The sequence below is a fragment of the Streptococcus sanguinis genome, from assembly GCF_050220005.1.
GTDB classification, from domain to species: Bacteria; Bacillota; Bacilli; order Lactobacillales; family Streptococcaceae; genus Streptococcus; species Streptococcus sanguinis_Z.
In genome coordinates, this window is the sequence record NZ_CP071413.1 from 977,705 (window position 1) to 1,001,503 (window position 23,799).

At 44.2% G+C, this 23,799-nt stretch carries 25 protein-coding genes and 2 pseudogenes; 23 read left to right on the forward strand and 4 right to left on the reverse strand.

Features of this window, described 5'->3' with window-relative positions:
- Positions 1 to 5 precede the first annotated feature (5 nt).
- The 3 genes from J1C86_RS04745 to J1C86_RS04755 all read left to right on the forward strand — a co-directional run bounded on the left by J1C86_RS04745 (position 6) and on the right by J1C86_RS04755 (position 2,903).
- Complete coding sequence (locus tag J1C86_RS04745; protein ID WP_125406893.1) at positions 6 to 944, forward strand: ketopantoate reductase family protein; 939 nt, start codon at positions 6 to 8, stop codon at positions 942 to 944.
- Positions 945 to 1,057: 113 nt separating this feature from the next.
- Positions 1,058 to 1,444 (forward strand): lactoylglutathione lyase, encoded by a 387-nt coding sequence (gene gloA, locus J1C86_RS04750; RefSeq protein WP_002895748.1) that lies wholly within the window; start codon positions 1,058 to 1,060, stop codon positions 1,442 to 1,444.
- 61 nt (positions 1,445 to 1,505) lie between these two features.
- On the forward strand, positions 1,506 to 2,903 hold the full coding sequence (locus J1C86_RS04755; protein ID WP_125406890.1) for a polysaccharide deacetylase family protein: 1,398 nt from the start codon (positions 1,506 to 1,508) through the stop codon (positions 2,901 to 2,903).
- A gap of 95 nt (positions 2,904 to 2,998) precedes the next feature.
- Here the strand turns inward: J1C86_RS04755 and J1C86_RS04760 are convergent, their stop codons facing one another.
- Together J1C86_RS04760 and J1C86_RS04765 are read right to left on the reverse strand one after the other, a co-directional pair.
- Positions 2,999 to 4,090 carry a DEAD/DEAH box helicase gene (locus J1C86_RS04760; RefSeq protein ID WP_185755769.1) on the reverse strand — a complete coding sequence of 364 codons (1,092 nt, stop codon included), beginning with the start codon at positions 4,088 to 4,090 and terminating at the stop codon, positions 2,999 to 3,001.
- On the reverse strand, positions 4,080 to 5,090 hold the full coding sequence (locus J1C86_RS04765) for a Gfo/Idh/MocA family protein (RefSeq protein ID WP_125406887.1): 1,011 nt from the start codon (positions 5,088 to 5,090) through the stop codon (positions 4,080 to 4,082). Before J1C86_RS04765 ends, J1C86_RS04760 begins: the two co-directional genes overlap by 11 nt.
- A 79-nt stretch (positions 5,091 to 5,169) precedes the next feature.
- On the opposite strand from J1C86_RS04765, the gene udk reads away from it, so the two are divergent.
- The 15 genes from udk to J1C86_RS04840 all read left to right on the forward strand — a co-directional run bounded on the left by udk (position 5,170) and on the right by J1C86_RS04840 (position 18,529).
- The gene (gene udk / locus J1C86_RS04770) at positions 5,170 to 5,805 is read left to right on the forward strand and encodes a uridine kinase (protein WP_032909529.1); all 636 of its coding nucleotides are present in this window, start codon (positions 5,170 to 5,172) and stop codon (positions 5,803 to 5,805) included.
- 165 nt (positions 5,806 to 5,970) lie between these two features.
- The gene (locus J1C86_RS04775) at positions 5,971 to 6,639 is read left to right on the forward strand and encodes a YoaK family protein (protein WP_125406885.1); all 669 of its coding nucleotides are present in this window, start codon (positions 5,971 to 5,973) and stop codon (positions 6,637 to 6,639) included.
- Between the two features lie 535 nt (positions 6,640 to 7,174).
- Positions 7,175 to 8,743: a 2-isopropylmalate synthase gene (locus J1C86_RS04780; protein WP_185755768.1), complete on the forward strand. Its 1,569-nt coding sequence runs from the start codon at positions 7,175 to 7,177 to the stop codon at positions 8,741 to 8,743.
- A 12-nt stretch (positions 8,744 to 8,755) separates the two neighbouring features.
- A complete protein-coding gene (gene leuB, locus J1C86_RS04785) occupies positions 8,756 to 9,793 on the forward strand; it encodes a 3-isopropylmalate dehydrogenase (RefSeq protein WP_125406879.1) in 1,038 nt (345 codons plus the stop codon).
- Positions 9,790 to 10,056, forward strand: coding sequence for a DUF1294 domain-containing protein (locus J1C86_RS04790; RefSeq protein WP_125406876.1), 267 nt, complete (start codon positions 9,790 to 9,792; stop codon positions 10,054 to 10,056). Before leuB ends, J1C86_RS04790 begins: the two co-directional genes overlap by 4 nt.
- A 1-nt stretch (position 10,057) precedes the next feature.
- The gene (leuC, locus tag J1C86_RS04795) at positions 10,058 to 11,440 is read left to right on the forward strand and encodes a 3-isopropylmalate dehydratase large subunit (protein WP_002933988.1); all 1,383 of its coding nucleotides are present in this window, start codon (positions 10,058 to 10,060) and stop codon (positions 11,438 to 11,440) included.
- Between the two features lie 9 nt (positions 11,441 to 11,449).
- Complete coding sequence (leuD, locus tag J1C86_RS04800) at positions 11,450 to 12,040, forward strand: 3-isopropylmalate dehydratase small subunit (protein WP_125406873.1); 591 nt, start codon at positions 11,450 to 11,452, stop codon at positions 12,038 to 12,040.
- A gap of 99 nt (positions 12,041 to 12,139) precedes the next feature.
- Positions 12,140 to 12,919 carry an L-threonylcarbamoyladenylate synthase gene (locus tag J1C86_RS04805; RefSeq protein ID WP_125406870.1) on the forward strand — a complete coding sequence of 260 codons (780 nt, stop codon included), beginning with the start codon at positions 12,140 to 12,142 and terminating at the stop codon, positions 12,917 to 12,919.
- Between the two features lie 191 nt (positions 12,920 to 13,110).
- Positions 13,111 to 13,548: a MarR family winged helix-turn-helix transcriptional regulator gene (locus J1C86_RS04810; protein WP_125406867.1), complete on the forward strand. Its 438-nt coding sequence runs from the start codon at positions 13,111 to 13,113 to the stop codon at positions 13,546 to 13,548.
- Positions 13,549 to 13,551: 3 nt separating this feature from the next.
- Complete coding sequence (locus tag J1C86_RS04815) at positions 13,552 to 14,316, forward strand: nuclear transport factor 2 family protein (protein ID WP_125406864.1); 765 nt, start codon at positions 13,552 to 13,554, stop codon at positions 14,314 to 14,316.
- A 14-nt stretch (positions 14,317 to 14,330) separates the two neighbouring features.
- Entirely contained in the window at positions 14,331 to 15,059 is a 729-nt protein-coding gene (locus J1C86_RS04820; protein WP_125406861.1) for an ABC transporter ATP-binding protein, read from the forward strand.
- Complete coding sequence (locus J1C86_RS04825; RefSeq protein ID WP_125406858.1) at positions 15,052 to 16,572, forward strand: ABC transporter permease/substrate-binding protein; 1,521 nt, start codon at positions 15,052 to 15,054, stop codon at positions 16,570 to 16,572. Before J1C86_RS04820 ends, J1C86_RS04825 begins: the two co-directional genes overlap by 8 nt.
- Positions 16,573 to 16,720: 148 nt before the next feature.
- On the forward strand, positions 16,721 to 17,038 hold the full coding sequence (locus J1C86_RS04830; protein WP_125406855.1) for a TfoX/Sxy family protein: 318 nt from the start codon (positions 16,721 to 16,723) through the stop codon (positions 17,036 to 17,038).
- Between the two features lie 91 nt (positions 17,039 to 17,129).
- Positions 17,130 to 17,795: a SatD family protein gene (locus tag J1C86_RS04835; protein WP_125406852.1), complete on the forward strand. Its 666-nt coding sequence runs from the start codon at positions 17,130 to 17,132 to the stop codon at positions 17,793 to 17,795.
- On the forward strand, positions 17,792 to 18,529 hold the full coding sequence (locus J1C86_RS04840) for a DUF3307 domain-containing protein (protein ID WP_125406849.1): 738 nt from the start codon (positions 17,792 to 17,794) through the stop codon (positions 18,527 to 18,529). Before J1C86_RS04835 ends, J1C86_RS04840 begins: the two co-directional genes overlap by 4 nt.
- Before the next feature lie 61 nt (positions 18,530 to 18,590).
- On the opposite strand, the gene J1C86_RS04845 is transcribed toward J1C86_RS04840, so the two are convergent.
- The gene (locus J1C86_RS04845; RefSeq protein WP_002895710.1) at positions 18,591 to 19,352 is read right to left on the reverse strand and encodes a DNA/RNA non-specific endonuclease; all 762 of its coding nucleotides are present in this window, start codon (positions 19,350 to 19,352) and stop codon (positions 18,591 to 18,593) included.
- 193 nt (positions 19,353 to 19,545) lie between these two features.
- Between J1C86_RS04845 and J1C86_RS04850 the strand changes: the two are divergent.
- From J1C86_RS04850 to J1C86_RS04870, 5 genes and pseudogenes are all read left to right on the forward strand, one after another.
- Positions 19,546 to 20,127, forward strand: a pseudogene (locus tag J1C86_RS04850) (GrpB family protein).
- Positions 20,124 to 20,312 (forward strand): annotated as a pseudogene (locus J1C86_RS04855) (class I SAM-dependent methyltransferase); the annotation flags it as partial. The pseudogenes J1C86_RS04850 and J1C86_RS04855, both read left to right, overlap by 4 nt.
- An 85-nt stretch (positions 20,313 to 20,397) precedes the next feature.
- Positions 20,398 to 20,895 (forward strand): GAF domain-containing protein, encoded by a 498-nt coding sequence (locus tag J1C86_RS04860; protein ID WP_125406844.1) that lies wholly within the window; start codon positions 20,398 to 20,400, stop codon positions 20,893 to 20,895.
- On the forward strand, positions 20,895 to 22,565 hold the full coding sequence (dnaX, locus tag J1C86_RS04865) for a DNA polymerase III subunit gamma/tau (RefSeq protein WP_125409026.1): 1,671 nt from the start codon (positions 20,895 to 20,897) through the stop codon (positions 22,563 to 22,565). The genes J1C86_RS04860 and dnaX overlap by 1 nt, the downstream gene beginning before the upstream one ends.
- A 38-nt stretch (positions 22,566 to 22,603) precedes the next feature.
- Positions 22,604 to 22,795, forward strand: coding sequence for a DUF3272 domain-containing protein (locus tag J1C86_RS04870; protein ID WP_002895701.1), 192 nt, complete (start codon positions 22,604 to 22,606; stop codon positions 22,793 to 22,795).
- Between the two features lie 52 nt (positions 22,796 to 22,847).
- Here the strand turns inward: J1C86_RS04870 and birA are convergent, their stop codons facing one another.
- Complete coding sequence (gene birA, locus J1C86_RS04875; protein WP_125406839.1) at positions 22,848 to 23,783, reverse strand: bifunctional biotin--[acetyl-CoA-carboxylase] ligase/biotin operon repressor BirA; 936 nt, start codon at positions 23,781 to 23,783, stop codon at positions 22,848 to 22,850.
- Positions 23,784 to 23,799: the final 16 nt, after the last annotated feature.

A 23,799-nucleotide genomic window follows, 5' to 3' on the forward strand; every position in this document is an offset into this window, starting at 1 on the left:
CTAATATGAACATTTTGGTTTATGGTGCTGGCACAATTGGTTTGACATACGCTTGGTTACTGTCTAATCAGCATCAAGTTACTGTCTTAGTTAGAGAACATAAGCTGTCGACTTTAGAGCAAGGCTTCACACTTTCTATTAAAGATTTAAGGAAAGACGAACAGGTCTATAAAGAACATCATTTCCAGCCGCCATTGGTGACGAGTATTGATCAAGACTATGACCTGATTCTCTTAACGGTAAATAGTTTGCAACTAGAGCAGGCATTGAATCATTTAGCGGCTATAAAGGAAAAAGCTCATTTACTTATTTTACAGAATAACTGGAATATCAACTCCAAGATTCCTTCTTATTTGAACAGAAAGCAGGTGTCGTTAGCTTTTCCTTCTTCTGTTGGAGGAGGGCGAAAGAGTGATGGTTGGATCCAAGCTATCATTTTCAAAGAAGCTACGTTACTTGATGATGATTCTTATACATCAGAGTTGTCTCCTATTTTCATAGCTAGTGGGATAGGCATTGATGCTATGCCTAACTTGGCTTCTTGGATGAAGGTTCACTGCCTTCAGGAGGCGGTAATGGCAGGTGCAGTTGCAGAAGCGGGGACTTTTGATGCACTCTTGAAAGATAAAAAAGCAATTCGAAAGATGATTTGCGCTTGGCGAGAAGGTTTAGAACTCTGTCAGCGATATGGCATTCCTAAACATCGTTATAAACCTACTAAATATCTATCCCTGCCCTTATTTCTCTTGGTTCCAGTAATGAAGTTCATGTTGAGTCAGCCTTTGGTTGCCGAAATGGTCACAAATCATATGCATTCAGGCTATGCCGAGTGGGTTGATCAATATTTTGAAATCAAAAGAAGTGCTGAAAAGGAAAGCATTCCCATGCCTCAATGGAATTCGTATAGCGACTTCATTGAACATTTTTTGAAAAACAATTCTTAGCAGGCCTTAATGGCTTGCTTTTTATCTGGTACCTATTTACTTTTTTAAAAATTTAATATAAGTTTTGCCTAAAATAGGGTATAATAATAAACAAGAAAGAATGAGGTGAAATTATGGCATCAAAAATGTTACATACTTGTTTGCGTGTGGAGAATTTGGAAGCGTCTATCGCTTTTTATGCAGAGGCTTTTGGCTTTAAGGAGCTGCGCCGCAAGGATTTTCCAGATTATCAGTTTACTATCGTTTATCTAGGTTTGGAAGGTGATGATTATGAGCTGGAACTGACCTATAACTATGATCATGGTCCTTATGTGATTGGCGACGGCTTTGCTCATGTGGCACTTAGCACGCCGGACTTGGAAGGTCTGCATGCTGAGCACAAGGCTAAAGGCTATGAAGTGACAGATCCAAAGGGCCTTCCTGGCAACCCGCCTAATTATTATTTTGTAAAAGATCCTGATGGCTACAAGGTGGAAGTTATTCGTGAGAAGAGTCTCTAACATCTAGCTGCAGTTAATTTTGCAAGATAAATGATGATTTTTATTCATTTAGGACAGGTGTATGAAAAGACAAAATAACAAGAAACACGGTAAGAAAACACTCATCGTTCTCAGCTTGCTAGGCTTAGCTTTTGTTGCTGCTCTATTTCTGGGTGCTGTAAAGATTTACGCTATTTTCCAAGAAAAGGAACTGCAAGAGAAGGTTAGTGTGCTGATTTCTCAAGAAGAGACTTTCCACGCTGAAAAAACTGAAAAGCAGAGCAAGATGATTGGCAGCCACTATGTAGAGGCCTTTTATCCTCTTCTGGATGGTCAGGTTATGGCAAGTGTCAAGGAGCAGATGGACGCTGATAGCCAGACGATTAAGGATAATCAGAAGAAGGGCGATAAGATTGAGGAATTGACTTTCTACTATGCTGAGGAAAAAGAAACGAGCCTGAAGGATGTCAAAGAAGTACTGGTGCATCGTAAGGACTATCATGTCAAAGAGATGAAAATCAGTAAAGGAGAAGAGCGGGAAGTTGCTGACAGCTACCTTGGTGCAGACGGCAGCCCTTTCACTCTGGATAAGCTCTTTCAGGATCCTGATGCAGCTAAGGAAATCTTCATCAATGAAATATCCAGCCAGCTGACCTTTAGACAGGCCGATGAGGCGGTGCAGACGGAAATTCTCAATAACCTTAATGGAACTGAGTTGAGTCAGTGGTCTTTCCGTTATGAGTACAGCCATTTTTCTATTAAATTGAGCAAGGAAGTGCAAGGCTTAACCAGCATTGACGTTCCGTTATCCAGCTTTTATGACCAGATCAATGCGGACTATCTGACCGGAGATGACTTGGCGGCTTATCAGAGTTTCGAGGCTAAGAAGCATGTGAAAATGGTTGCTCTGACCTTTGATGACGGTCCAGATCCTAAGACAACACCGCAGGCTCTGGATATCCTTAAGAAATACGGTGCCAAGGCGACCTTCTTTATGGTTGGGCAAAACATTGCTGGTAATGAAGCGATTGTCAAGCGCGTGCACAATGAAGGTCATCAGATTGGGATTCATACATGGGACCATCCAGTTTTAACCAAACTTCCTCTGGAGTCAGCCCAAAAAGAAATCCTTGATACCCAGACCGCTATTAACAATGTCATAGGCATCAAGCCAACGATTACGCGGCCTCCTTATGGAGCTATTAATGCTACAATTCAAAATTCGGTTGACCAGTCCTTTATCATGTGGAATGTAGACAGTCTAGACTGGAAGACACGCAATACTAAAGCTATTATGCAAGAGATTGCTAAAACTCAACCAGGCTCGATTATCCTCATGCATGATATTCACCAGACCAGTATTGACGCTCTGCCAAGTGTCCTCGAATATCTGAAGAGTAACGGCTATACTCTGGTGACGGTCGATGAGCTGCTGGAAGGTCAGCTAGAGCCCCATCGTATTTATTACGGCAGAGACTAAGACGGTCCTTGGGTTTAGATTTTGGAAATCATTGTTGGTAATGAGTAAAAGCAAAAAAAGCTTTGGAAATCTAATGTTTCCAAAGCTTTTTTAGTTTAACTCGTTACATAAAGTTCTTGATTTTTTAATACAATTTCGCGAACAGAAGCGTATTTTTTTAATGTCTTCAGTTCTTCTGGATGGCTGATGAGGGTGATGACATAGCCTTCCTTGCCCATGCGGCCGGTTCGGCCAGAGCGGTGGGTATAGGTTTCTAAATCGCGCGGAAGCTCATAATTGACGACGCATTCTAGCGAGTCAATATCAATGCCGCGAGCAACTAGGTCAGTGGCTAGCAGGAGAGTAATCTGGTGCTCTTTGAACTTATCCAAAATCACCTTGCGGAACTTAACGTTGACATCGCTGGCAAGAGAAACGGCATTGGCTTCATGATATTGGAGTTTTTCCTCAGCGCTTCCCAAGTCTGACAGAGCGTTGAAAAAGACTAGTCCGCGGAAATCTTCAACATTGGATAACTTGCGGAGCAAGTCCACCTTATCACGTTTTTCGACTTGCATGTAAAAATGCTGGATGTTGTCCAAAACTTGGTCGTCAATACTGATTTCTAGAGTATTTTCAGCAATCTTATCGTGGTCGAACTTAGCGGTGGCGCTCATATATACCAGCTGGTGGTCACGAGGCGCATAGTGGGTGATTTTATCTACAAAGTGATACTGAGAATCGCTGAGCAGCTGGTCAAATTCATCTAAAATGATGGTTTCGACATTCATCATCTTGATTTTCTTGAGCTTGACCAACTCGAAAATCCGCCCAGGCGTTCCGATGATAATCTCTGGACCTTTCTTAAGGCGCTCGATTTGTCGCTTCTGACTGGAACCGGAGAGCAGGAGCTGGGCTGTCAGCCCTAAAGGCTCCGCCCAAGTCTTGCAGACCTCAAAGATTTGTCCTGCCAACTCAGTATTAGGAGCTAAAATCAATAGCTGTTGGGTTTTTTTAGGTGTCAGCTTGAGCAGACTGGGAAAGAGATAGGCCAGAGTTTTACCAGTACCAGTCGGACTGATTCCCAGCACCGTATCGCCTGCAGAAATAGGCTCAAACATCTTCTCCTGAATAGCTGTCAAATCTTCAAAGCCTAGCTGAGCCAGCTGATTTTGCCAGCTCAGAGGAAATTGTTCCTTAATCATCATCAACCTCAAATCTAATGCCAGCGTCCTTGCGCATGGCAAATAAGCTTTCATGAACAGCCGCTGCCGCATCCAACCATTTCTCATAAGCCGCATCCTGTCTGCCCTTGAGCACTCGGGCGAAAGCCTGAGCCTCTTCCAGCATAGTGTGGGAAGCACGCTGGATAGGCAGCAGCTCCTCTTGACCGTCCAGATTTTGGAAAATAGCAGAGCTGATAAATTCAATCCCGTCTAAAGTCAGAGTTCCCTGATCTGTGTAAATCTCTGCAGGCAGATTGCTGTTTATATTTTTACCAGCCTGAATCTGAACTTGAAAATCTGCATAGATGAGACAACCGGCTCCATTTAAATCAATCGTATTGGCTAGCTGCTGGGCGCTGTAGCGAGCGAAGCGCGGATGGCCGAAAAGTCTGATAGCCGCATAGACTGGATAGACACCCAGATCCATCAAAGCGCCGCCAGAAAATTTAGCTGAGAAAACGTTAGGCTGCTCTCCCGCAAGCAGAGCCTGCATTTTTGAAGAATACTTGGCATAGGTGAAGTTGGCTCCCAAGACAGTCTTTTCCTTGAGGAAATCACTGATCGTATCAAAGGCCTGCTCATGATAGTTGCGGGCAGCTTCAAAGAGATAGACTTGATGCTCGTCAGCCAGCTTGACCAATTCCCGCCATTCTTTGGGACGAGAAACCGCAGGCTTTTCGACAATGACATGTTTACGAGCCAGAATGGCTACCTTGGCATGCTTGAAATGCAGGCTGTTGGGACTGGCGATATAAACGACATCGATATCAGACGACAGAAAGTCCAGCATTTCAGTAAAAATGGCTGTATTTTCATAGTTTTGCACAAAGCGCTCAGCAGAAGTTAAAGTCCGAGAGTAGACAGCAGCAAGCTGATAGTCGCCTGTTGAGTGAGCAGCCTTGATGAACTCATGAGAAATAGAACCTGTTCCGATAATTCCAAGTTTGAGCATAAAAACCTCCTTTTTTCTATTTTTAAGCATGTACTTTTTTTATTTTAGCTCTTTCATTATAACATGAATTGCGGTAAAATAGATAAGATAACAAGAGATGGAGCTTATAATGCAAAATAGACCTATTATTATTGGTGTAACTGGTGGTTCCGGAGGCGGAAAGACCAGTGTTTCTCGAGCAATTTTGGCTAATTTTCCAAATGAAAATATTGCCATGATTGAGCATGACTCCTACTATAAGGATCAGACGCATCTGACTTTTGAGGAGCGAGTGAAGACCAACTATGACCATCCTTTTGCCTTTGATACGGATCTCATGATTGAGCAAATCAAGGAGCTCTTGGCTGGTCGACCAGTGGATATTCCCACTTACGACTATACGGAGCATACCCGCAGCAAAAAGACCTATCGTCAGGAGCCTCAAGATGTGTTCATCGTTGAGGGAATTTTGGTCTTAGAGGATCAGCGCCTGCGGGATTTGATGGATATTAAGATTTTTGTGGACACAGATGATGATGTTCGGATTATACGCCGGATTAAGCGGGACATGGAAGAGCGTGGCCGCAGTTTGGATAGCGTTATCGAACAGTATTTGGGTGTCGTTAAGCCTATGTACCATCAGTTCATCGAGCCGACCAAGCGCTATGCGGATGTCATCATTCCAGAGGGAGCTTCTAATAAGGTGGCTATTGACCTGATTACGACCAAGATTGAAAAAATCCTTAAGGAAGCCAGAGAAGGTTAGCACACGTAGCTTTCTAGCTCTGTCATTTGAGGAAATAAATAGTTGTCAATCTGGTGAATCGCAGTAGCTGCAAGGTTTTTGTAATGTATTCTAGCAAGGGGAAGTGGACGGACTGAAATCCATGATTTTCGTAGTCTGGTCACTCCCTTATTTTGTAGGTGGTTTATGAAACAATTTGTAAAAAGAGAGTTTCACTCTCGTTCAAAATTTTTTGCCTGCCTCTTGACCTTTTGTGCAGGATTTATCGATGCCTATACTTTCATTGAGAGGGGAGGCACCTTGGTGGCAGGTCAGACGGGAAATGTCGTTTTCCTTTCGGTTGAGCTCATCAATCAGGAGACAAGAGGAATCGAAGTGAAATTGGCAACTATGTTGGCCTTTATGCTGGGTATTTTTCTGATGACCGTTTTTCAGCATCATTTTGAGCATTCTTGGCGCAGGCTGTCCAGCGTTTTTCCTTTGATATTGACGACAACTGTCGCTGGATTTTTGCCAGCAAATGTGCCCCATCTCTATATCGTGCCGCCACTTGCTTTCTGCATGGGCCTAGTTGCGACAGCTTTTGGCGAGGTGGATGGCATTGTCTATAACAACTCCTTTATGACGGGGAATATCAAGAAAACCATGGTAGCTTTTGGCAACTATGCTCGAAACAAGAAAGGGAAAGATTTGAAAGAAGGTCTTTTCTTTGTAGCTCTACTGGCAAGCTTTGTAGTTGGAGCCATCATCTCTACCTATCTGATTCAATTTTACCTCTTAAAGACCATCTGGCTTGTTTCTCTGATTCTAACAGCCTTTCTCCTTTTCCGAGGCATTCAGTATGTGAGGAGATGAAGAAAGTAGAATGAATCATGTTACGATTCCTGAAAAAATAGAAGAAGCAAAGTTACCTCACTTCCTTTTTCTCGTATTTACAGTTTAAATCCCCAAAAATAATCCAGCATATTAAAAATTTTCAGAAAATATCGACTTTTTCTTGACAGGTTTATGATACTGTGTTAAAATACTTAACAATAAGAAACCATCTCAAAAAGGAGTTAGTCAAACATGAAGTCAACCCAATCTTCAAACTTTGCTTTGTTGTTGCGTTACTCGGGCTAGTGCAAAAGCATTAGTCCTGTTTGGCTTACCAAGCGGGAGTAAATCAACATCTCGCTTGTTCCTCAAGTGAGATGTTTTTTATTTCACCTATCTTACCTCAAACTCTGATGAGGAAGAAATGGTTTCTAAAGGAGCGACGGGAGTGGGAGTACATCTTGATTTTTCTGAAATCAATTTGTCCCATACTGTCTCAGTCATTGAACACGACCTAGAAGTTGGGGAAGAGTTTTTCCTAAATGGTCTATGTATCTTAGAAAAGGAGTTGTCTATGACACGCAAAGTTGAGTTTTTTGATACCAGCCTCCGGGATGGCGAGCAGACACCAGGAGTGAATTTCTCTATCAAGGAAAAGGTGGCTATTGCCAAGCAGTTAGAGAAGTGGGGGATTTCAGTCATTGAAGCCGGTTTTCCAGCTGCGAGTCCAGATTCTTTTGCGGCGGTGCAGGAGATTGCTAAAGTCATCACTAAAGCTTCCGTCACTGGTCTGGCGCGTTCGGTTAAATCTGACATTGATGCCTGCTACGAGGCGCTCAAGGATGCCAAGCATCCACAGATTCATGTCTTCATTGCGACCAGTCCTATTCACAGAGAGTTTAAGCTGAAAAAGTCTAAGGAAGAGATTTTAGAAGCTGTGAAAGAGCATGTCTCCTACGCGCGCTCCAAGTTCGATATAGTCGAGTTTTCACCAGAGGATGCGACACGAACAGAGCTGGATTTCCTTTTTCAGGTGGTACAAACAGCAGTTGATGCAGGTGCGACTTATATCAATATTCCAGACACAGTCGGCTTTACCACGCCAGAAGAGTTTGCAAATATTTTCGACTACCTAGTGGCAAATGTGACTTCTGATCATAAGGTTGTTTTTGGTGTTCATTGCCATGATGACCTTGGCATGGCAACGGCCAATACTTTGACGGCTATCAAGCACGGTGCTGGTCGTGTTCAGGGAACTATCAATGGAATTGGTGAGCGGGCTGGAAATGTAGCATTGGAAGAAGTAGCAGTTGCCTTAGAGATTCGTCAGGACTATTACCAAGTTGAGACAGACATTGTCCTTAATGAAACTATCAACACTTCTGAGCTGGTATCCCGCTTCTCTGGTATTCCAGTGCCTAAGAACAAGGCGGTCGTTGGTGGCAATGCCTTCTCTCATGAGTCCGGTATCCATCAGGATGGTGTTCTTAAGAATCCACTGACCTATGAAATCATCACACCTGAGCTGGTTGGAGTCAAGAGCAATTCGCTTCCGCTTGGTAAACTGTCTGGCCGCCATGCCTTTGTCGAAAAACTCAAAGAACTGGCTCTGGACTTTGCGGAATCTGAAATCAATGATCTCTTTGCTAAGTTTAAGGTCTTGGCTGATAAGAAAAATGAAGTCACGGATGCTGATATTCGGGCTCTGATTGCTGGAACGACGGTCGAAAATCCTGAAGGCTTCCACTTTGATGATCTGCAGCTGACGACCAATGATGACCATACCATCACAGCAGATGTGCAGCTGGTTAATGGCGACGGAGAGACGGTCAGCTGTGTGGCAGAAGGTAAAGGAAGTGTTGAAGCTATCTTTAATGCCATTGACCAATTCTTTAACCAATCTGTCCAACTTTTGTCTTATAACATTGAAGCGGTAACGGATGGTATTGACTCTCAGGCTCGCGTCTTGGTAGCTGTTGAAAATACGGATACAGATACAATTTTCAACTCCTCTGGTATTGACTTTGATGTTCTTAAGGCCAGCGCCATTGCCTATATCCATGCCAACACCTTTGTGCAAAAGGAAAATGCTGGTGAAATCGGCCATCAGGTATCTTATCGCGATCTGCCTACAAATAATTAGAAGGAAGCGACTATGACAAAAGAAATTGTAGCTCTGGCGGGTGATGGTATTGGCCCAGAAATCATGGAAGCCGGTCTCCAAGTACTGGCTGCTGTTGCGGGCAAGTTCGGTTTTACTTATCATATCACGGAGAAAGCTTTTGGGGGTGCTGGTATTGATGCGGAAGGTCATCCTCTCCCTCAGTCAACTCTAGAAGCGGCCAAGGAGGCGGATGCTATTCTCCTAGCAGCTATCGGCAGTCCCCAGTATGATAATGCTCTGATTCGGCCAGAGCAAGGCTTGCTCGCTCTGCGCAAGGAGCTTGAACTCTATGCCAATATCCGCCCAGTTAAGATTTTCGATTCTTTGAAGCATTTGTCGCCTTTGAAGGCTGAAAGAATTGCTGGCGTGGACTTCGTGGTCGTGCGTGAGCTGACTGGTGGGATTTACTTTGGTGAGCATATTTTGGAGGACAGATCTGCGCGTGATATTAACGACTACAGTTATGAAGAGGTGGAGCGAATTGTCCGTAAAGCCTTTGACATTGCGCGTGGTCGCAGAAAGCGCGTGACCAGTATTGACAAGCAAAATGTGCTAGCGACATCTAAACTCTGGCGCAGAGTAGCAAATGAGGTGGCCAAGGATTATCCAGATGTGACCTTGGAGCACCAGCTGGTGGACAGCGCTGCGATGCTCATGATTACCAATCCTGCTAAGTTTGATGTTGTGGTAACGGAAAATCTTTTTGGAGATATTCTATCCGACGAGTCCAGTGTCTTGTCAGGGACGCTGGGAGTTATGCCATCGGCCAGTCATTCGGCATCTGGACCAAGTCTTTACGAGCCCATCCATGGTTCGGCTCCAGATATTGCGGGGCAGGGCATTGCCAACCCTATCAGCATGATACTTTCTGTATCCATGATGCTGCGGGATAGTTTTGCAGAGGTTGAAGCTGCAGAAGCGATTGAAGCAGCGGTGGAGAAGACTTTGGCTCAGGGTATCTTAACCCGAGATTTGGGTGGTCAGGCAGGGACAGCTCAAATGACGGAGTCAATTATTAATAACTTATGAAATGGATATTAACGGGTATTTGCCTGCTATGGAACCTTGTCGTTTTCCTGCTTTATGGTTGGGATAAGCGAAAGGCTAAGAAAAATCACTACCGCATTCCAGAGAAGACTTTGCTCCTGGCAGCATTGGCATCCGGAGGTTTGGGCGCTTTATTAGGCGGCCGCCTCTTTCACCACAAGACCAGAAAATGGTATTTCTGGTTGGCTTGGATTTGCGGAATAATAGTGGAAATCGGAATTTTATATTACATATGGAGAAGCTAGTATGGCTGGAAAATCGATTTTTGATAAGCTGTGGGAAAGGCATCTGATAACTGGTGAAGAAGGTCAGCCCCAGCTTATGTATGTGGATCAGCATTATATTCATGAAGTAACCAGCCCTCAGGCTTTTCAAGGTCTTCGAGATGCAGGGCGCAAAGTTAGACGGCCGGATTTGACCTTTGGAACCTTTGATCATAATGTTCCTACGGTCAATATCTATGATATTCGGGATGTGATTTCCAAGGCTCAGATTGATAAACTTTCTGAGAATGTCAAGGATTTTGGCATTGAACACGCGGCTCACGGATCGGAACTGCAGGGGATTGTCCATATGGTTGGACCCGAAACAGGCAAGACTCAGCCGGGCAAATTCATCGTCTGTGGTGACAGTCACACGGCCACTCACGGTGCTTTTGGTGCCATTGCTTTTGGAATCGGTACTTCAGAGGTGGAGCACGTTTTTGCCACGCAGACCATTTGGCAGGTCAAGCCTAAGAAAATGCTGGTCAAATTTACTGGGGTGCCACCTAAAGGTGTCTATTCCAAGGACTTTATCCTCGCTCTGATTGCCCGATATGGTGTGGCTGCAGGTGTCGGTCATGTGGTCGAGTATGCTGGTGATGCGATTGACCATCTGACCATGGAAGAGCGCATGACCATCTGCAATATGTCTATTGAGTTTGGCTCTAAGATGGGCATTATGAACCCCGACCAGAAGACTTATGATTACGTTCAAGGCCGGCCGGGTGCTCCCAAGGACTTTGAGGCGGCGGTGGCTGATTGGAAGACTCTGGTCAGTGATCCTGATGCTGTCTATGATAAGGTCATTGAGATTGATGTTTCCCAGTTGGCGCCTATGGTGACTTGGGGAACCAATCCTTCTATGGGGGTAGAGTTCGGCGCGGCTTTCCCAGAAATCCGCGATATGAACGACGAGCGGGCTTACAATTACATGGACCTCGCCCCGGGTAAGAAAGCAGAAGATATTGACCTAGGTTATATCTTTATCGGCTCCTGTACCAATGCCAGACTCAGCGATTTGCAGCTGGCAGCTAAGTTTGTCGCTGGCAAGCATATTGCTCCCAATCTGACTGCTATCGTCGTACCAGGCTCTCGTCCGGTCAAGCGGGCTGCTGAAAAGATGGGACTGGATAAAATTTTCATGGATGCAGGCTTTGAGTGGCGCGATCCTGGTTGTTCTATGTGCCTGGGAATGAATCCAGACAAGGTGCCAGATGGAGTTCACTGTGCCTCAACCAGCAATCGGAACTTTGAGGATCGGCAGGGATTTGGAGCAAAGACCCATCTTTGCAGTCCAGCCATGGCAGCAGCGGCAGCCATTGCCGGGCGATTTGTAGACGTCCGCCAGCTACCGGAGGTCCAGTAAGGAAGGTTTATGGAAAAATTTACAATCTATACGGGGACAACGGTGCCCCTCATGAACGATAATATCGATACGGACCAAATTTTACCCAAGCAGTTTCTCAAGTTGATTGATAAAAAAGGCTTTGGCAAGTACCTCATGTACGCTTGGCGCTATCTGGACAATCAGTACACGGAAGATCCTGATTTTGTCTTTAATAGACCGGAGTACCGTAAGGCGACTATTCTGATTACAGGGGATAATTTCGGAGCCGGTTCCTCTCGGGAGCATGCCGCCTGGGCCTTGGCTGACTATGGTTTTAAGGTAGTCATTGCCGGATCTTTCGGGGATATTCACTACAATAACGAACTAAACAACGGTATGCTGCCTATCGTCCAGCCGCTCGAAGTACGGCAAGCCTTAGCTAATCTGAAGCCAACGGATGAAGTGACGGTGGATTTGGAGCAGCAGAAGATTTTTTCACCAGTGGGAGAATTCTCCTTTGACATTGATGTAGAATGGAAACATAAGCTCCTCAACGGTCTGGATGATATCGGCATTACGCTTCAGTATGAGGATTTGATTGCAGAATATGAAAAAAATCGTCCATCTTATTGGCAGTAACCTTATTTTTGCTATATTGAGAAAATTCTGAAAAAACCTTGTAACCGATAAAAATATATGGTAAAATAAATCTTAATTTAATAGAAAAGGAAGAAACTTATGACAAAACACATTCAATGGAACGGACAGCTTTCACAAGAAGGTTATGACATACTGAAAGGCGATGGCGGCTGTATCGTTTGCCCGACCAAGGTGGGGTACATCATTATGACCAGCGATAAGGCAGGTTTGGAGCGTAAGTTCGAAGCTAAGGCTCGTAACCGTAATAAGCCAGGTGTTGTACTCTGTGGCAGTATGGATGAGCTCCGTGCTTTGGCTCAGCTAAATCTGGAAATTGAAGCTTTTTATCAAAAGCATTGGGATGAAGACATCCTCTTGGGCTGTATCCTTCCATGGAAGCCAGAAGCATTTGAAAAGCTTAAAGCCTATGGTGACGGTCGGGAAGAGCTGATGACAGATGTTCGTGGCACTAGCTGTTTTGTTATTAAGTTTGGTAAGGCGGGCGAGCAGCTGGCAGCTAAGCTTTGGGAAGAAGGCAAGATGGTCTATGCTTCCTCAGCCAACCCATCTGGTAAAGGAAACCGCGGCAAGGTAGAAGGAATTGGCGATCGCATCGAAAACGCTGTTGACCTCGTCATTGAAGCAGATGACTATGTAGCCTCTATCCAGCCAGACAAGACCATTGAAACTCGCTACGAGCAAGGTGTTATGGTCTCAATGGTTGACAAGGATGGAAAACTGATTCCAGAACAAGGTGGCCAACGTTCCATCTCACCAGCACCAGTAGTCATCCGCAAAGGCTTGGACATCGACAAAATCATGATGCACCTATCTGATACTTTCAACTCATGGGATTACCGTCAGGGTGAATATTACTAAGATAAAAAAGAAGCTCAGTGTGTGGGGGGATATTTCCTCTTTACACTGGGCTTTTTTGTTTGGAACTTTGAGTTTAAAATCTTTATCCAGTTTAAAATTATTTCCAAATAGAACAAAATTCTTGCCAGATGAAACAACAAGTGTTACAATTAATGAAAACAATTCGATATAGAAATAAATTGGGAGGGAGTATGAAAGATAGTCATTTAGTTGCCTATCATATTCGTTTGTTGAATGGGCGGATTTTTCAAAAGTTACTGAATCAGGATCCTGAAGCCCTTTATCGGAGTGAACAGAGCAAGATTCTCACAGTTTTATGGAATAGTGAAACGGGCTGCGCGACGGCGACAGACATTGCGCTGGCGACAGGACTTGCCAATAATACGCTGACGACTATGCTGAAAAAGTTGGAAGAGCAGGATTTGGTGACCTTTAGTCAGTGTGGTTCAGACAAGCGAAAAAAATATGTCAAGTTGACAGAGCAAGGTTTGTCCCAGAAAGAAGTCGGCCATCGTATCAGTCGAAAACTGGATGCTATTTTTTATAAAGGCTTCTCAGAGGAAGAAATTCGCCAGTTTGAAAGTTATCAGGAACGTATTTTAGAAAATTTGAAAGAAAGAGAGGATTAGATCATGTCAAAACAAGTTGAAAATGCACAAAATTTATACATTCATGCCATTCAAGATGGGTGTGTTGCCGAGGCTCAAGCTCAGTCTGTTGGGGATACCTACATTCAACACTCGACAGGTGTGCCAGATGGGAAAGAAGGGTTTGCGGCTTTCTTTGCAAATTTCTTTGAGCGTCATCCCGAGCGTGAGATGAAGATTGTTCGCACCATTGAAGACGGCAATCTAGTCTTCGTCCATGTTCACCAATATCTCAATGGCGGGGAAGCTCAATGGGTGACGACGGATACTTTCCGTGCGGATGAGAATGGTCGCATCGTGGAGCATTGGGATGTTATTGGCTACTATCGAACACCTGAAAATGGACAGTTAGATCAGATCTTTGGGGACTTTGAAATCACGGATTTGGACAAGACAGTAGCAAATAAGAAAACCGTTCGTCGTTTCCTGACAGAAATTTTCCAAAATGGGGAGCTAGAGCAGTGGAGTGATTATGTGGCAGAAGATTTGATTCAGCATAATCACGAGATTGGCCAAGGAAGTCAGGCTTATAAAGACTATGTAGCTGAGCATGGAGTTGCTTTTGACTTTGTTTTCCAGCTTTTGGGACAAGGAAACTATGTGGTTAGCTATGGGCAGGCTCAGATAGATGGGGTGGCTTATGCCCAGTATGACATCTTCCGTTTAGAGAATGGATTGATTGTAGAGCATTGGGACAATAAAGAAGTCATGCCTAAGGTAGAAGACTTGACCAATCGAGGGAAGTTTTAAATTGAGGACAAAGAATGATTGAATATAAAAATGTAGCGCTACGCTATACAGAAAAGGATGTCTTGAGAGATGTCAACTTACGGATTGAAGATGGTGAATTTATGGTTTTAGTTGGGCCATCTGGTTCAGGTAAGACGACCATGATTAAGATGATCAACCGTCTTTTAGAGCCAACAGATGGCGATATTTACATGGATGGCAAGCGCATCAAGGACTATGATGAGCGTGAGCTGCGCCTTTCTACAGGCTATGTCTTACAAGCGATTGCCCTCTTTCCCAACCTAACTGTGGCTGAAAATATTGCTCTCATTCCTGAAATGAAAGGATGGAGCAAGTCAGATATTCAGCAGAAGACCGATGAATTACTGGAGCTAGTAGGCTTGCCGGCAGAAGACTATGCTCAGCGTATGCCGAGCGAGCTGTCTGGCGGTGAGCAGCAACGGGTGGGCATTGTCCGTGCCATTATCGCCCAACCCAAAATCCTGCTGATGGACGAGCCTTTTTCAGCTCTTGATGCTATCTCGCGTAAGCAATTGCAGAGCTTGACCAAGAGTATCCATGACCAGTTTGGAATGACAACAATCTTTGTGACTCATGATACGGATGAGGCTTTAAAGTTGGGGAATCGGATTGCTGTTTTGCAGGACGGGGAGATTCGTCAAGTGGCGACACCCGAGGAAATCTTATCTTCACCTGCGACTAACTTCGTAGCAGATTTATTTGGAGGTGTTCAACATGGCTAATTTGTTTTCTACCTTTCAGGAGCGCTTTGGCGAATGGTTGGCAGCCTTAGGGCAACACCTCCAGCTGTCTCTTCTGACCTTACTAGTGGCCATCTTCCTGACTATTCCGCTCGCTATCTATCTCCATAGTCACAAAAAGACAGCCAATTGGGTGCTGCAAATTGCGGGAATTTTTCAAACCATTCCTTCAATGGCCTTGCTGGGGCTCTTTATCCCCCTCATGGGGATTGGTACATTGCCGGCACTGACTGCTCTGGTGATCTACGCTATTTTCCCGATTTTAGAAAATACTGTCACGGCTTTGAATGGGATTGATCCTAGTTTAGAAGAAGCTGGAATCGCCTTTGGGATGACCAAGTGGGAGCGGCTCAAAAAGTTTGAACTGCCTCTAGCTATGCCCGTCATCGTTTCTGGAATTCGGACAGCAACGGTTATGATTATCGGAACAGCAACTCTAGCAGCCCTTGTCGGAGCTGGTGGACTAGGTTCTTTTATCCTTCTAGGAATTGACCGTCGCAATGCCAGTCTGATCTTGATTGGAGCTATTTCATCCGCAGTTTTGGCTATTCTTTTCAATTGTCTCCTTAAATGGATGGAAAAGGCTAAGCTTCAGACGGTATTTACAGCTTTTGCTGTCTTAATCATCGGCCTCGGCGCTTCTTACACACCGAGTCTCTTTCCTAAGCAGGAGAAGGAGCATCTGGTTATTGCTGGGAAATTGGGTCCAGAGCCAGAAATTCTCATGAATATGTATAAACTTCTCATCGAGGAAAATACGGATATGACTGTGACGGTCAAACCAAACTTTGGTAAAACCGACTTCCTTTATCAAGCTTTAAAGAAAGGCGATATTGATATCTATCCTGAGTTTACCGGTACGATTACTGGAACTCTCTTGCAGCCTGCTCCAAAGGTCAGCAATGATGCTGAAGAAGTTTTTGAAGCAGCACGTGATGGAATCAAAAAACAGGACAATCTAGTCTTGCTAAATCACATGGCTTATCAAAATACATATGCCATCGCAGTACCTAAGAGTGTCGCCAAAGAATACAATCTTAAAACCATCTCTGATCTTAAAGCAGTCCAAGACAAGCTCAAGGCAGGGTTTACCTTGGAATTTAACGACCGTGAAGATGGGAACAAAGGACTTCAATCTGTCTATGGACTAAACCTTAATGTGTCAACCATGGAGCCAGCCCTTCGCTACCAAGCTATCCAGTCGGGTGATATTCAAATCACGGATGCCTATTCGACTGACGCAGAACTTGCGCGTTATGATTTACAAGTTTTAGAAGACGATAAGCACCTTTTCCCTCCTTATCAAGGTGCCCCTCTCATGAAAGCTGAATTGCTCGAAAAACACCCTGAATTGGAAGGTATTCTCAATAAGTTGGCTGGTAAAATTACGGAAAGCCAGATGAGCCAGATGAATTATCAAGTTGGCATTGAAGGTAAAAAGGCCGAAGCTGTTGCGCGTGATTATCTGGTCAAGGAAGGACTTTTAAAAAAATAATAAGTAAAAGAGTTAGACTTGTAAGGTCTAGCTTTTTTGCTTACTTGAGGATAGACAGACTACGGATTGGAGGAGATGAGTTGATCTCTTAGTCAGGAAATTTTCATTCATTTTGGTATAATAAAGTATCAATTCATGGAGGTATCCCGTGGCATCTAGTCAAGAATATTTGGATTTTATCCTGAAGCAGCTGCAGGGCTTAGAGCAAGAAATTAGCTTTCGCAAGATGATGGGAGAGTATTTGCTTTATTATCGAGGTCGCTTATTCGGCGGGATTTATGACAATCGTTTGTTGCTTAAGTCAGTCCAGCCAGCCCTGGACTTTTTTGAAAATCCAGTTTATGAGTCTCCTTATCCAGGCGCAAAGCCAATGCTTCATATAAAAGAAGTAGAAGATGCTGCCTTTCTCTGTAATCTGCTTGAAGCTGCCTATCCTGCCTTACCAGCACCAAAAAAGAAAAAATAGTCTTTCCTTTACAATGGATATTCTAAAAAGTTGCCGTTTAAATAGACATTTTTAAAATTTTCCTTTATAATGGACTTAAAGGAGGTTTGGTATGCTTTATATTGCTCTTATTGGAGATTTAATAGAATCCAAACAGCTGAAAAATCGTAAGCAGGCTCAGAAGGATCTGCAGGACATGATGGCGGTGCTAAATCAGGATTATCGGGATTATCTGGTGTCACCTTTTACAGTAACAACTGGAGATGAGTTTCAGGCTTTGCTGCGGCCTAATCCAGAGATTATGCAGCTCCTTGATCAGATTGCCTTGGGCTTTCCTCATCCGATTCGCTTTGGACTTGGTCTGGGGGAGATTGTGACGGACATCAATCGAGAGCAGAGTATTGGTGCGGACGGTCCGGCCTACTGGAGGGCACGCGCAGCCATTGAGGCTATTCATGAGAAGAACGACTATGGTAGCAGCCGTATAGCTGTATCCTTGGGAGATGAAGAGCTCAGTCAGGCGGTCAATACGGTGCTGGCAGCTACTTCATTTATCCAAAGCAAGTGGAATACCAGTCAGAAAGAGGTTCTGGAGCGGATGCTCATGGAATATATCTATGACGAGAATTTTTCTCATGGAGAAATAGCAGAGCTGTTGCAGATTAGTCCCAGTGCGCTTAGTAAGCGACTCAAGTCCTCTGGTTTGAAGATTTATCTGAGAAATCGCCGTTTAGCTATGAGAATGATTCTACAGGCAGCAAAGGAGGCTGAAGAATGACAAATTTTATGGGATTTTCAGAATTTTTCATGCAGAATCCGATTCTTGTTTTGACTTTGCTGGCTCATGTACTAGCTGATTTTCAGCTTCAAAGTCAGAAAATGGCCGACCTAAAAAGCCGGCGGATGAATTTCTTAATTCTCCACTTGGGAATTGTTCTCTTGCCCCTGTTGCTCTTGGGGCTCATCTTACCTAATTATCTGCTATATTTCGCCTTGGTCTGGTTCAGTCATGCGCTTATTGACTTCTTGAAGAATAGGCTGAATTCATTGATTGTCCGGCATCATGCTCAAAAGCTTGCCTTTATACTGGATCAGATCTTGCATCTGATTAGTATTTTTGCTCTTTATTTTCTCTTAGGGCAGCAGCAAATTCCAGTTCCTAATTGGCTGACTGACCGTTACCTCATGCTGCAGGCTCTCTTTTTCTTCGCACTGACTGGTAAGCCGGTTAATATCCTCTTTAAACTCTTCTTCAGCAAGTATCAGGCAGGAGAAGACAGCGGAGAGACCATTGCTGGGGCTGGTGCCATGATTGGGATTTTGGAGCGCTTGATTATGGGACTTTCTCTTATTTTCGGGCAGTTTACTGCCATTGGGCTAGTTTTTACGGCTAAGTCTATCGCTCGCTATAATAAGATTTCAGAAAGCCAGTCCTTTGCTGAATACTACCTGATTGGCTCGCTTTTCAGTATGATTGCCGTCTTGCTGCTTTACGGCTGTCTGTATTGGTAAAAATAAATAAAAAAACAGATCATCATAGCGATGGTCTGTTTGTATGTTCTGATCTATAACTCTACTCAATCATGGTATTGACAGCAGTGCCTGTCTGGTAGTCAATCTCTGCATTTGGAGAAACATTGTCCAAGAGGACATGAGACATTCCGTCTTCATCTATGGTTTCCTTGCCTCCTAGCTGGATGCTGACAACATTGCCTTCTGCGTCAAGCCCGACATACTGGAGCTCAATCTTGCGAGGAAGAAGCTCATTGTCCGTGTAAATCGGAGTAACCTTGTAATCCAGCCAATAATCTGGATTTTCCTCTAACCAGCGCTCCAAGCGATGTTCATAATAGAGCATGCTATCTGGGTTATTGTCATCCAGTCCTTGGAAACTGCCAGAGTTGAGCCAAGCGGTCATCGGAACGAGGTTTTTCCCTTCGTTATTGAGGCCGCTGAAAGTGAAGCCAATCAGATGAGCTCGATTCATGAGCCAAGCCCGATCATCTCCATTACCGTAGTAAAATTTGTAATTGTGCCAACCGATGGGATTGTAAGTGACCTTGGTCTCCTTTTTCTTTTTGGCTTTGTGTTGCTCCTGCATTTGGACATGAGCAGCAGTAGCCCGACCGTATTTGTCCTTTTTCCCAAGCTTTAGCTGATACTCTCCATTCAACTCCAGAGTGCCGATAGCTGTTTCATCGCTATGGTTAAGCAGCTGGACCTTAATCTGGTTCTTCTGATTCGCAGCAACATTTTCTGCAGGAAGAGCCTGTGAAAGTAACAACAAAGAGCCGGCTGACAGGACAAGCCAAGTGCCAAACCTAAACTTTTTCATAAAGAACTCCTTTTAAATAATATATCTCCGACATCATTCTACTAAAAAATAGATTGTTTGACAACTAAAACTTTTCAAAAATATTACAAAAATAAATATCTGTTCAATAAGTACTAGGTTTGACTAGGATGTGTATTTTTCCTATAATCATAACTATAGAAAACGCTTGTATAAATTACCTAAGGAGGTGCTTATGAGTCCATCTTTAGAGGAAATGTCACTGGAGGAGCTGTGGCAGCTTTTTCCGATTTTTTTGAGAGAGTATCAAGATGAGTGGAAAGAATGGTATGAGGAGGAACGGCTTCGGCTTTTGAATTTTTTTCCTGCAAATCAGCTGGTTCGGATTGGTCATATTGGCTCGACATCCCTTGAGACCATCTGAGCTAAGCCAATAGTGGATATCTTGCTGGAAATTCCCAAAGAAACAGATATGGCGGTAACGAGAGACTTGCTGCTGCAAAATGGTTATCTGCTCATGTCAGAAAGCCAAGGGCGGATGTCATTTAATAAAGGCTACACACCGAGTGGTTTTGCAGAGCGGGTTTTCCATCTGCATTTGCGCTATGAAGGTGATCATGATGAACTGTACTTTAGAGACTATTTACAGGAGCACCCTACTGTAGCTAAAGACTATGAAAAGCTCAAGCTATCCTTGTGGAAGCAATATGAGCACAACCGTGATGCCTATACAGAGGCGAAAACGGAGTTTATTAAGAACTATACAGAGAAAGCTAAAAAGCTTTATGGCAGAAGATATGAGGGGGAAGACAGATGATTTATATAGCAATGATTGGCCTTCTGATTATTCTTGCTTTTCTTTACTTGATTTATCAATCAAAAAGGCCGTTCGGTTTGGTTGGGTTATGGATGATGAAGTTATGGAATCGTGTTTATATGCCCTTAGTTGTATGGTCGGTTAGTCAGCTGGATCGTAAGAAGCGATTTCATGCTATTTTGGATTCATGATAAGTACTGAATCACATTTTAATGCTAAAAAATAAGAAAAGCTTGGTTGAAAGACCGGCTTTTTGATATAATAGACTCTATGAACACAAAAGATAAAATTTCAAATTATCAACTTTTACTGGCTCAGTTAGAAGCCTTGTTGGAGGGGGAGACCAATGCTTTGGCTAATCTTTCCAATGCTAGCGCCTTGCTCAATCAAGCTTTGTCTCATTCGGTTTTTACTGGTTTCTATCTTTTTGATGGGAAAGAGCTGATTTTGGGGCCTTTTCAGGGCGGTGTTTCCTGTGTCCATATTACCTTAGGTAAGGGTGTCTGTGGGGAATCTGCGGAGAAAGAGCAGACGATTATCGTAGATGATGTGACCCAGCATGCCAATTATATCTCCTGTGATAGCCGGGCTAAGAGTGAAATTGTGGTGCCCATGGTAAAAGACGGTCGCCTGCTAGGAGTGCTGGATTTGGACTCAGCCTTGACAGGTGATTATGATAAGGTAGATCAGGAATATCTGGAAAAATTCGTCCAGATGTTGCTCGAAAAAACGACTTGGAATTTTGAAATGTTTGGAGAAAAAGCCTAATGTATCAAGCCTTATATCGAAAGTACCGCAGTCAGACCTTTGGTCAGCTGGTGGGGCAGCAGGTGGTAGCCACTACTCTGCGGCAGGCTGTTGAGCAAGGGAAAATCAGCCATGCCTATCTCTTTTCTGGCCCGCGTGGAACAGGAAAAACCAGTGTTGCCAAGATTTTTGCTAAGGCTATGAACTGTCCTAATCAAAAAGACGGTGAGCCCTGCAATGACTGCTATATCTGTCAGGCTATCACTGAGGGGAGCCTTGAAGACGTCATTGAAATCGATGCGGCTTCTAACAATGGAGTAGATGAGATTCGTGACATTCGGGACAAGTCCACCTATGCGCCTAGTCTCGCCAAGCACAAGGTCTATATAATTGACGAGGTGCACATGCTCTCGACAGGGGCTTTTAACGCCTTGCTCAAGACCTTGGAAGAGCCAACGGAAAATGTGGTCTTTATCCTAGCAACGACAGAGCTGCATAAGATTCCAGCGACCATTCTTTCCCGTGTCCAGCGTTTTGAGTTTAAATCTATCAAGACGCAGGACATTATTGGACATATTGAGTGGATTTTGGAGCAGGAAGGGATTGATTTCGAGCAAGAAGGTGTGCAGATTATTGCCCGTCGAGCTGAGGGCGGTATGCGGGACGCCTTGTCTATCCTCGATCAGGCTCTTAGCTTAACCCAAGAAAATCGTTTGACCACTGATATTGCTGAAGAAATCACTGGATCTATCAGCTTAGGAGCTTTGGATGCCTATGTAGCAGCTTTGATTGCTCATGATGCAGTTGCAGCCTTGGATAATCTCAATCTGATTTTTGACAGCGGAAAAAACATGGCCCGTTTTGTGACGGACCTCCTGCAATATCTGCGTGACTTGATTATTGTCAAAACTGGCGGGGAGAATCATCATGTTAGCGAGCTCTTTCTGGAAAATCTAAAGACACCGCAGGACACTCTCTTTGCCATGATAGATATGGCGACCAAGAGTTTGGCAGATATCAAGAATAGCCTACAGCCTAAGATTTATACAGAAATGATGACCATTCGACTGGCAGAGACTAGCAGTCTTCCAGTAGCAGCAGCGATTCCGGATAATCTAGCTGATGAGCTCAAGGGTCTGAGACAAGAGATAGATAGTCTTAAACAGCAGCTGGCTAATGGCAATGGGAAACCTGCAGCAGCTGTCAAAACTTCGGATATTCGGCCGCAGAAGTCTAAGGGCTACCGAGCAGACCGCAATAAGGTCAATGCCATCTTAGAAGAGGCTGTTGACAATCCTAGCCTGGCTCGCAGCAATCTGACTAAGCTGCAGAATGCTTGGGGTGAGATTATTGAAAGTCTGGCTGGAGCTGATAAGGCCTTGCTGGCAGGATCGCAGCCAGTGGCAGCTAATGAAAGCCATGCTATCTTAGCTTTTGAGTCTAATTTCAACGCTGAGCAGACCATGAAGCGGGACAATCTCAATACCATGTTTGGCAATATCCTCAGCAATGCAGCTGGATTTTCACCAGAGATTTTGGCCATTTCCTTAGAAGAGTGGACCAAGATTCGGGCGGACTTTTCAGCTCGCAGCCGCAATGGCAAGGCAGAGGTTGAAGAGAAGGAAGAGGAAAGCTTGATTCCAGAGGGATTTGACTTTTTAGCAGAAAAAATTACCATTCAAGAGGACTAAAAAAAGATTTTTCTAGGCTTTCGTGTTATAATAAATCTATGAACAGACGACAATTTATTGTGATGGCTGTTTTCACAGCCTTAGAAACCTATTTTTTCAATGAATCCATCATGGCGGGGCGCTATTTCATGGCTGCTTTCTGGGCAGTTTTGGTGTTGCGCAATCTGCAGATTTCCTATGTCATGGGGCGGATTGTGGATGAAATCGATAAACATTTAGGACCGAAATAATGAAAACAGGACTGAGCTATGAGACTCAGTCCTTTTGAAATGAAATTTTTGATTACCAACTGGTCAGCGAGACTTCGCCGCTATTGAGCCAGATTTCCTGATCATCTGTCAGCTGGACTAGTAATTGACCGCTGTCTGAGATGTCTTTGGCTAAACCTTGGTAGTCCACACCTTTTTGGCTAAAGGTCACTTGTCGTCCCAGCACCAAGGATTGCTGCTTGTAGAGATAGATGAGCTCTTCTGGGTCACTTTCGTAGAAGCATTTCCAAATCTCGGCAATGAGCTCATTGCGACTAATGGCTGGTTTCTCTTCAAAGAGGGAGCCAGCTTTTTCTTTGATGTCAGCTGGAAAGTCTCTAATGAAAAAATTAAAGCCAACACCGATGATGACATCGGTGACAAGCCCTGTCTCAATAGAAGTTGTAGCCTCGGTCAGGATGCCGGAAATTTTCTTGTTTCGATAGTAAATGTCATTGACCCACTTGATGTCAACCTCCATGAGGGTTAGATTTTTCACTGCCTTGTAGATAGCTCCTGCAGTCAAGATAGTATAGGAAGGGAGCTGGTCAAAGGGGAGGTTGGGTTTGAGGTGGAGAGACATGTAAAAGCCGCCCTGGTTGGGGCAGAAGAAGGCACGACCGAAGCGGCCTCGGCCAGCAGATTGGGCAGCAGCAAGATAGAGAGTGTTGGCAGGGCGACCGGCTTCCATGCCAGCCTTGGCATCCATCTGAGTGGACTGGCAGTCAGGATTAAAGGAGACCTGAACAGGAGAATGTTCCTCAATCCAATCAGGAATCAGTAAGTCACCCGCTGTCAATCGATAACCTCGGTTCTTGACTGACTCGATTTGGATTCCTTCTTTCTCCAGTTTTTGAATGGCCTTCCAAATGGAAGTTCGTGAAATGCCCAATTCTTGGGCTATTTTTTCACCGTTGACATAGTCGTCAGCCTGGCTGAGGATGTCAAAGATTTTTTCGTAGGTTTTCATAGGTGGTCTTTCTAGC

What these genes read in the sequence shown, in the direction of transcription:
- leuB (WP_125406879.1), top strand. Translation starts at nt 8,756, where the DNA reads ATGACAAAAGAAATTGTAGCTCTGGCGGGTGATGGTATTGGCCCAGAA.
- J1C86_RS04845 (WP_002895710.1), bottom strand. Translation starts at nt 19,352, where the DNA reads ATGAAAAAGTTTAGGTTTGGCACTTGGCTTGTCCTGTCAGCCGGCTCT.
- J1C86_RS04860 (WP_125406844.1), top strand. Translation starts at nt 20,398, where the DNA reads ATGAACACAAAAGATAAAATTTCAAATTATCAACTTTTACTGGCTCAG.
- J1C86_RS04810 (WP_125406867.1), top strand. Translation starts at nt 13,111, where the DNA reads ATGAAAGATAGTCATTTAGTTGCCTATCATATTCGTTTGTTGAATGGG.
- leuC (WP_002933988.1), top strand. Translation starts at nt 10,058, where the DNA reads ATGGCTGGAAAATCGATTTTTGATAAGCTGTGGGAAAGGCATCTGATA.
- J1C86_RS04780 (WP_185755768.1), top strand. Translation starts at nt 7,175, where the DNA reads ATGACACGCAAAGTTGAGTTTTTTGATACCAGCCTCCGGGATGGCGAG.
- J1C86_RS04840 (WP_125406849.1), top strand. Translation starts at nt 17,792, where the DNA reads ATGACAAATTTTATGGGATTTTCAGAATTTTTCATGCAGAATCCGATT.
- J1C86_RS04765 (WP_125406887.1), bottom strand. Translation starts at nt 5,090, where the DNA reads ATGCTTAAAAATAGAAAAAAGGAGGTTTTTATGCTCAAACTTGGAATT.
- J1C86_RS04745 (WP_125406893.1), top strand. Translation starts at nt 6, where the DNA reads ATGAACATTTTGGTTTATGGTGCTGGCACAATTGGTTTGACATACGCT.
- J1C86_RS04775 (WP_125406885.1), top strand. Translation starts at nt 5,971, where the DNA reads ATGAAACAATTTGTAAAAAGAGAGTTTCACTCTCGTTCAAAATTTTTT.
- birA (WP_125406839.1), bottom strand. Translation starts at nt 23,783, where the DNA reads ATGAAAACCTACGAAAAAATCTTTGACATCCTCAGCCAGGCTGACGAC.
- J1C86_RS04790 (WP_125406876.1), top strand. Translation starts at nt 9,790, where the DNA reads ATGAAATGGATATTAACGGGTATTTGCCTGCTATGGAACCTTGTCGTT.
- dnaX (WP_125409026.1), top strand. Translation starts at nt 20,895, where the DNA reads ATGTATCAAGCCTTATATCGAAAGTACCGCAGTCAGACCTTTGGTCAG.
- J1C86_RS04870 (WP_002895701.1), top strand. Translation starts at nt 22,604, where the DNA reads ATGAACAGACGACAATTTATTGTGATGGCTGTTTTCACAGCCTTAGAA.
- J1C86_RS04815 (WP_125406864.1), top strand. Translation starts at nt 13,552, where the DNA reads ATGTCAAAACAAGTTGAAAATGCACAAAATTTATACATTCATGCCATT.
- J1C86_RS04760 (WP_185755769.1), bottom strand. Translation starts at nt 4,090, where the DNA reads ATGATGATTAAGGAACAATTTCCTCTGAGCTGGCAAAATCAGCTGGCT.
- gloA (WP_002895748.1), top strand. Translation starts at nt 1,058, where the DNA reads ATGGCATCAAAAATGTTACATACTTGTTTGCGTGTGGAGAATTTGGAA.
- J1C86_RS04825 (WP_125406858.1), top strand. Translation starts at nt 15,052, where the DNA reads ATGGCTAATTTGTTTTCTACCTTTCAGGAGCGCTTTGGCGAATGGTTG.
- leuD (WP_125406873.1), top strand. Translation starts at nt 11,450, where the DNA reads ATGGAAAAATTTACAATCTATACGGGGACAACGGTGCCCCTCATGAAC.
- udk (WP_032909529.1), top strand. Translation starts at nt 5,170, where the DNA reads ATGCAAAATAGACCTATTATTATTGGTGTAACTGGTGGTTCCGGAGGC.
- J1C86_RS04755 (WP_125406890.1), top strand. Translation starts at nt 1,506, where the DNA reads ATGAAAAGACAAAATAACAAGAAACACGGTAAGAAAACACTCATCGTT.
- J1C86_RS04805 (WP_125406870.1), top strand. Translation starts at nt 12,140, where the DNA reads ATGACAAAACACATTCAATGGAACGGACAGCTTTCACAAGAAGGTTAT.
- J1C86_RS04835 (WP_125406852.1), top strand. Translation starts at nt 17,130, where the DNA reads ATGCTTTATATTGCTCTTATTGGAGATTTAATAGAATCCAAACAGCTG.
- J1C86_RS04820 (WP_125406861.1), top strand. Translation starts at nt 14,331, where the DNA reads ATGATTGAATATAAAAATGTAGCGCTACGCTATACAGAAAAGGATGTC.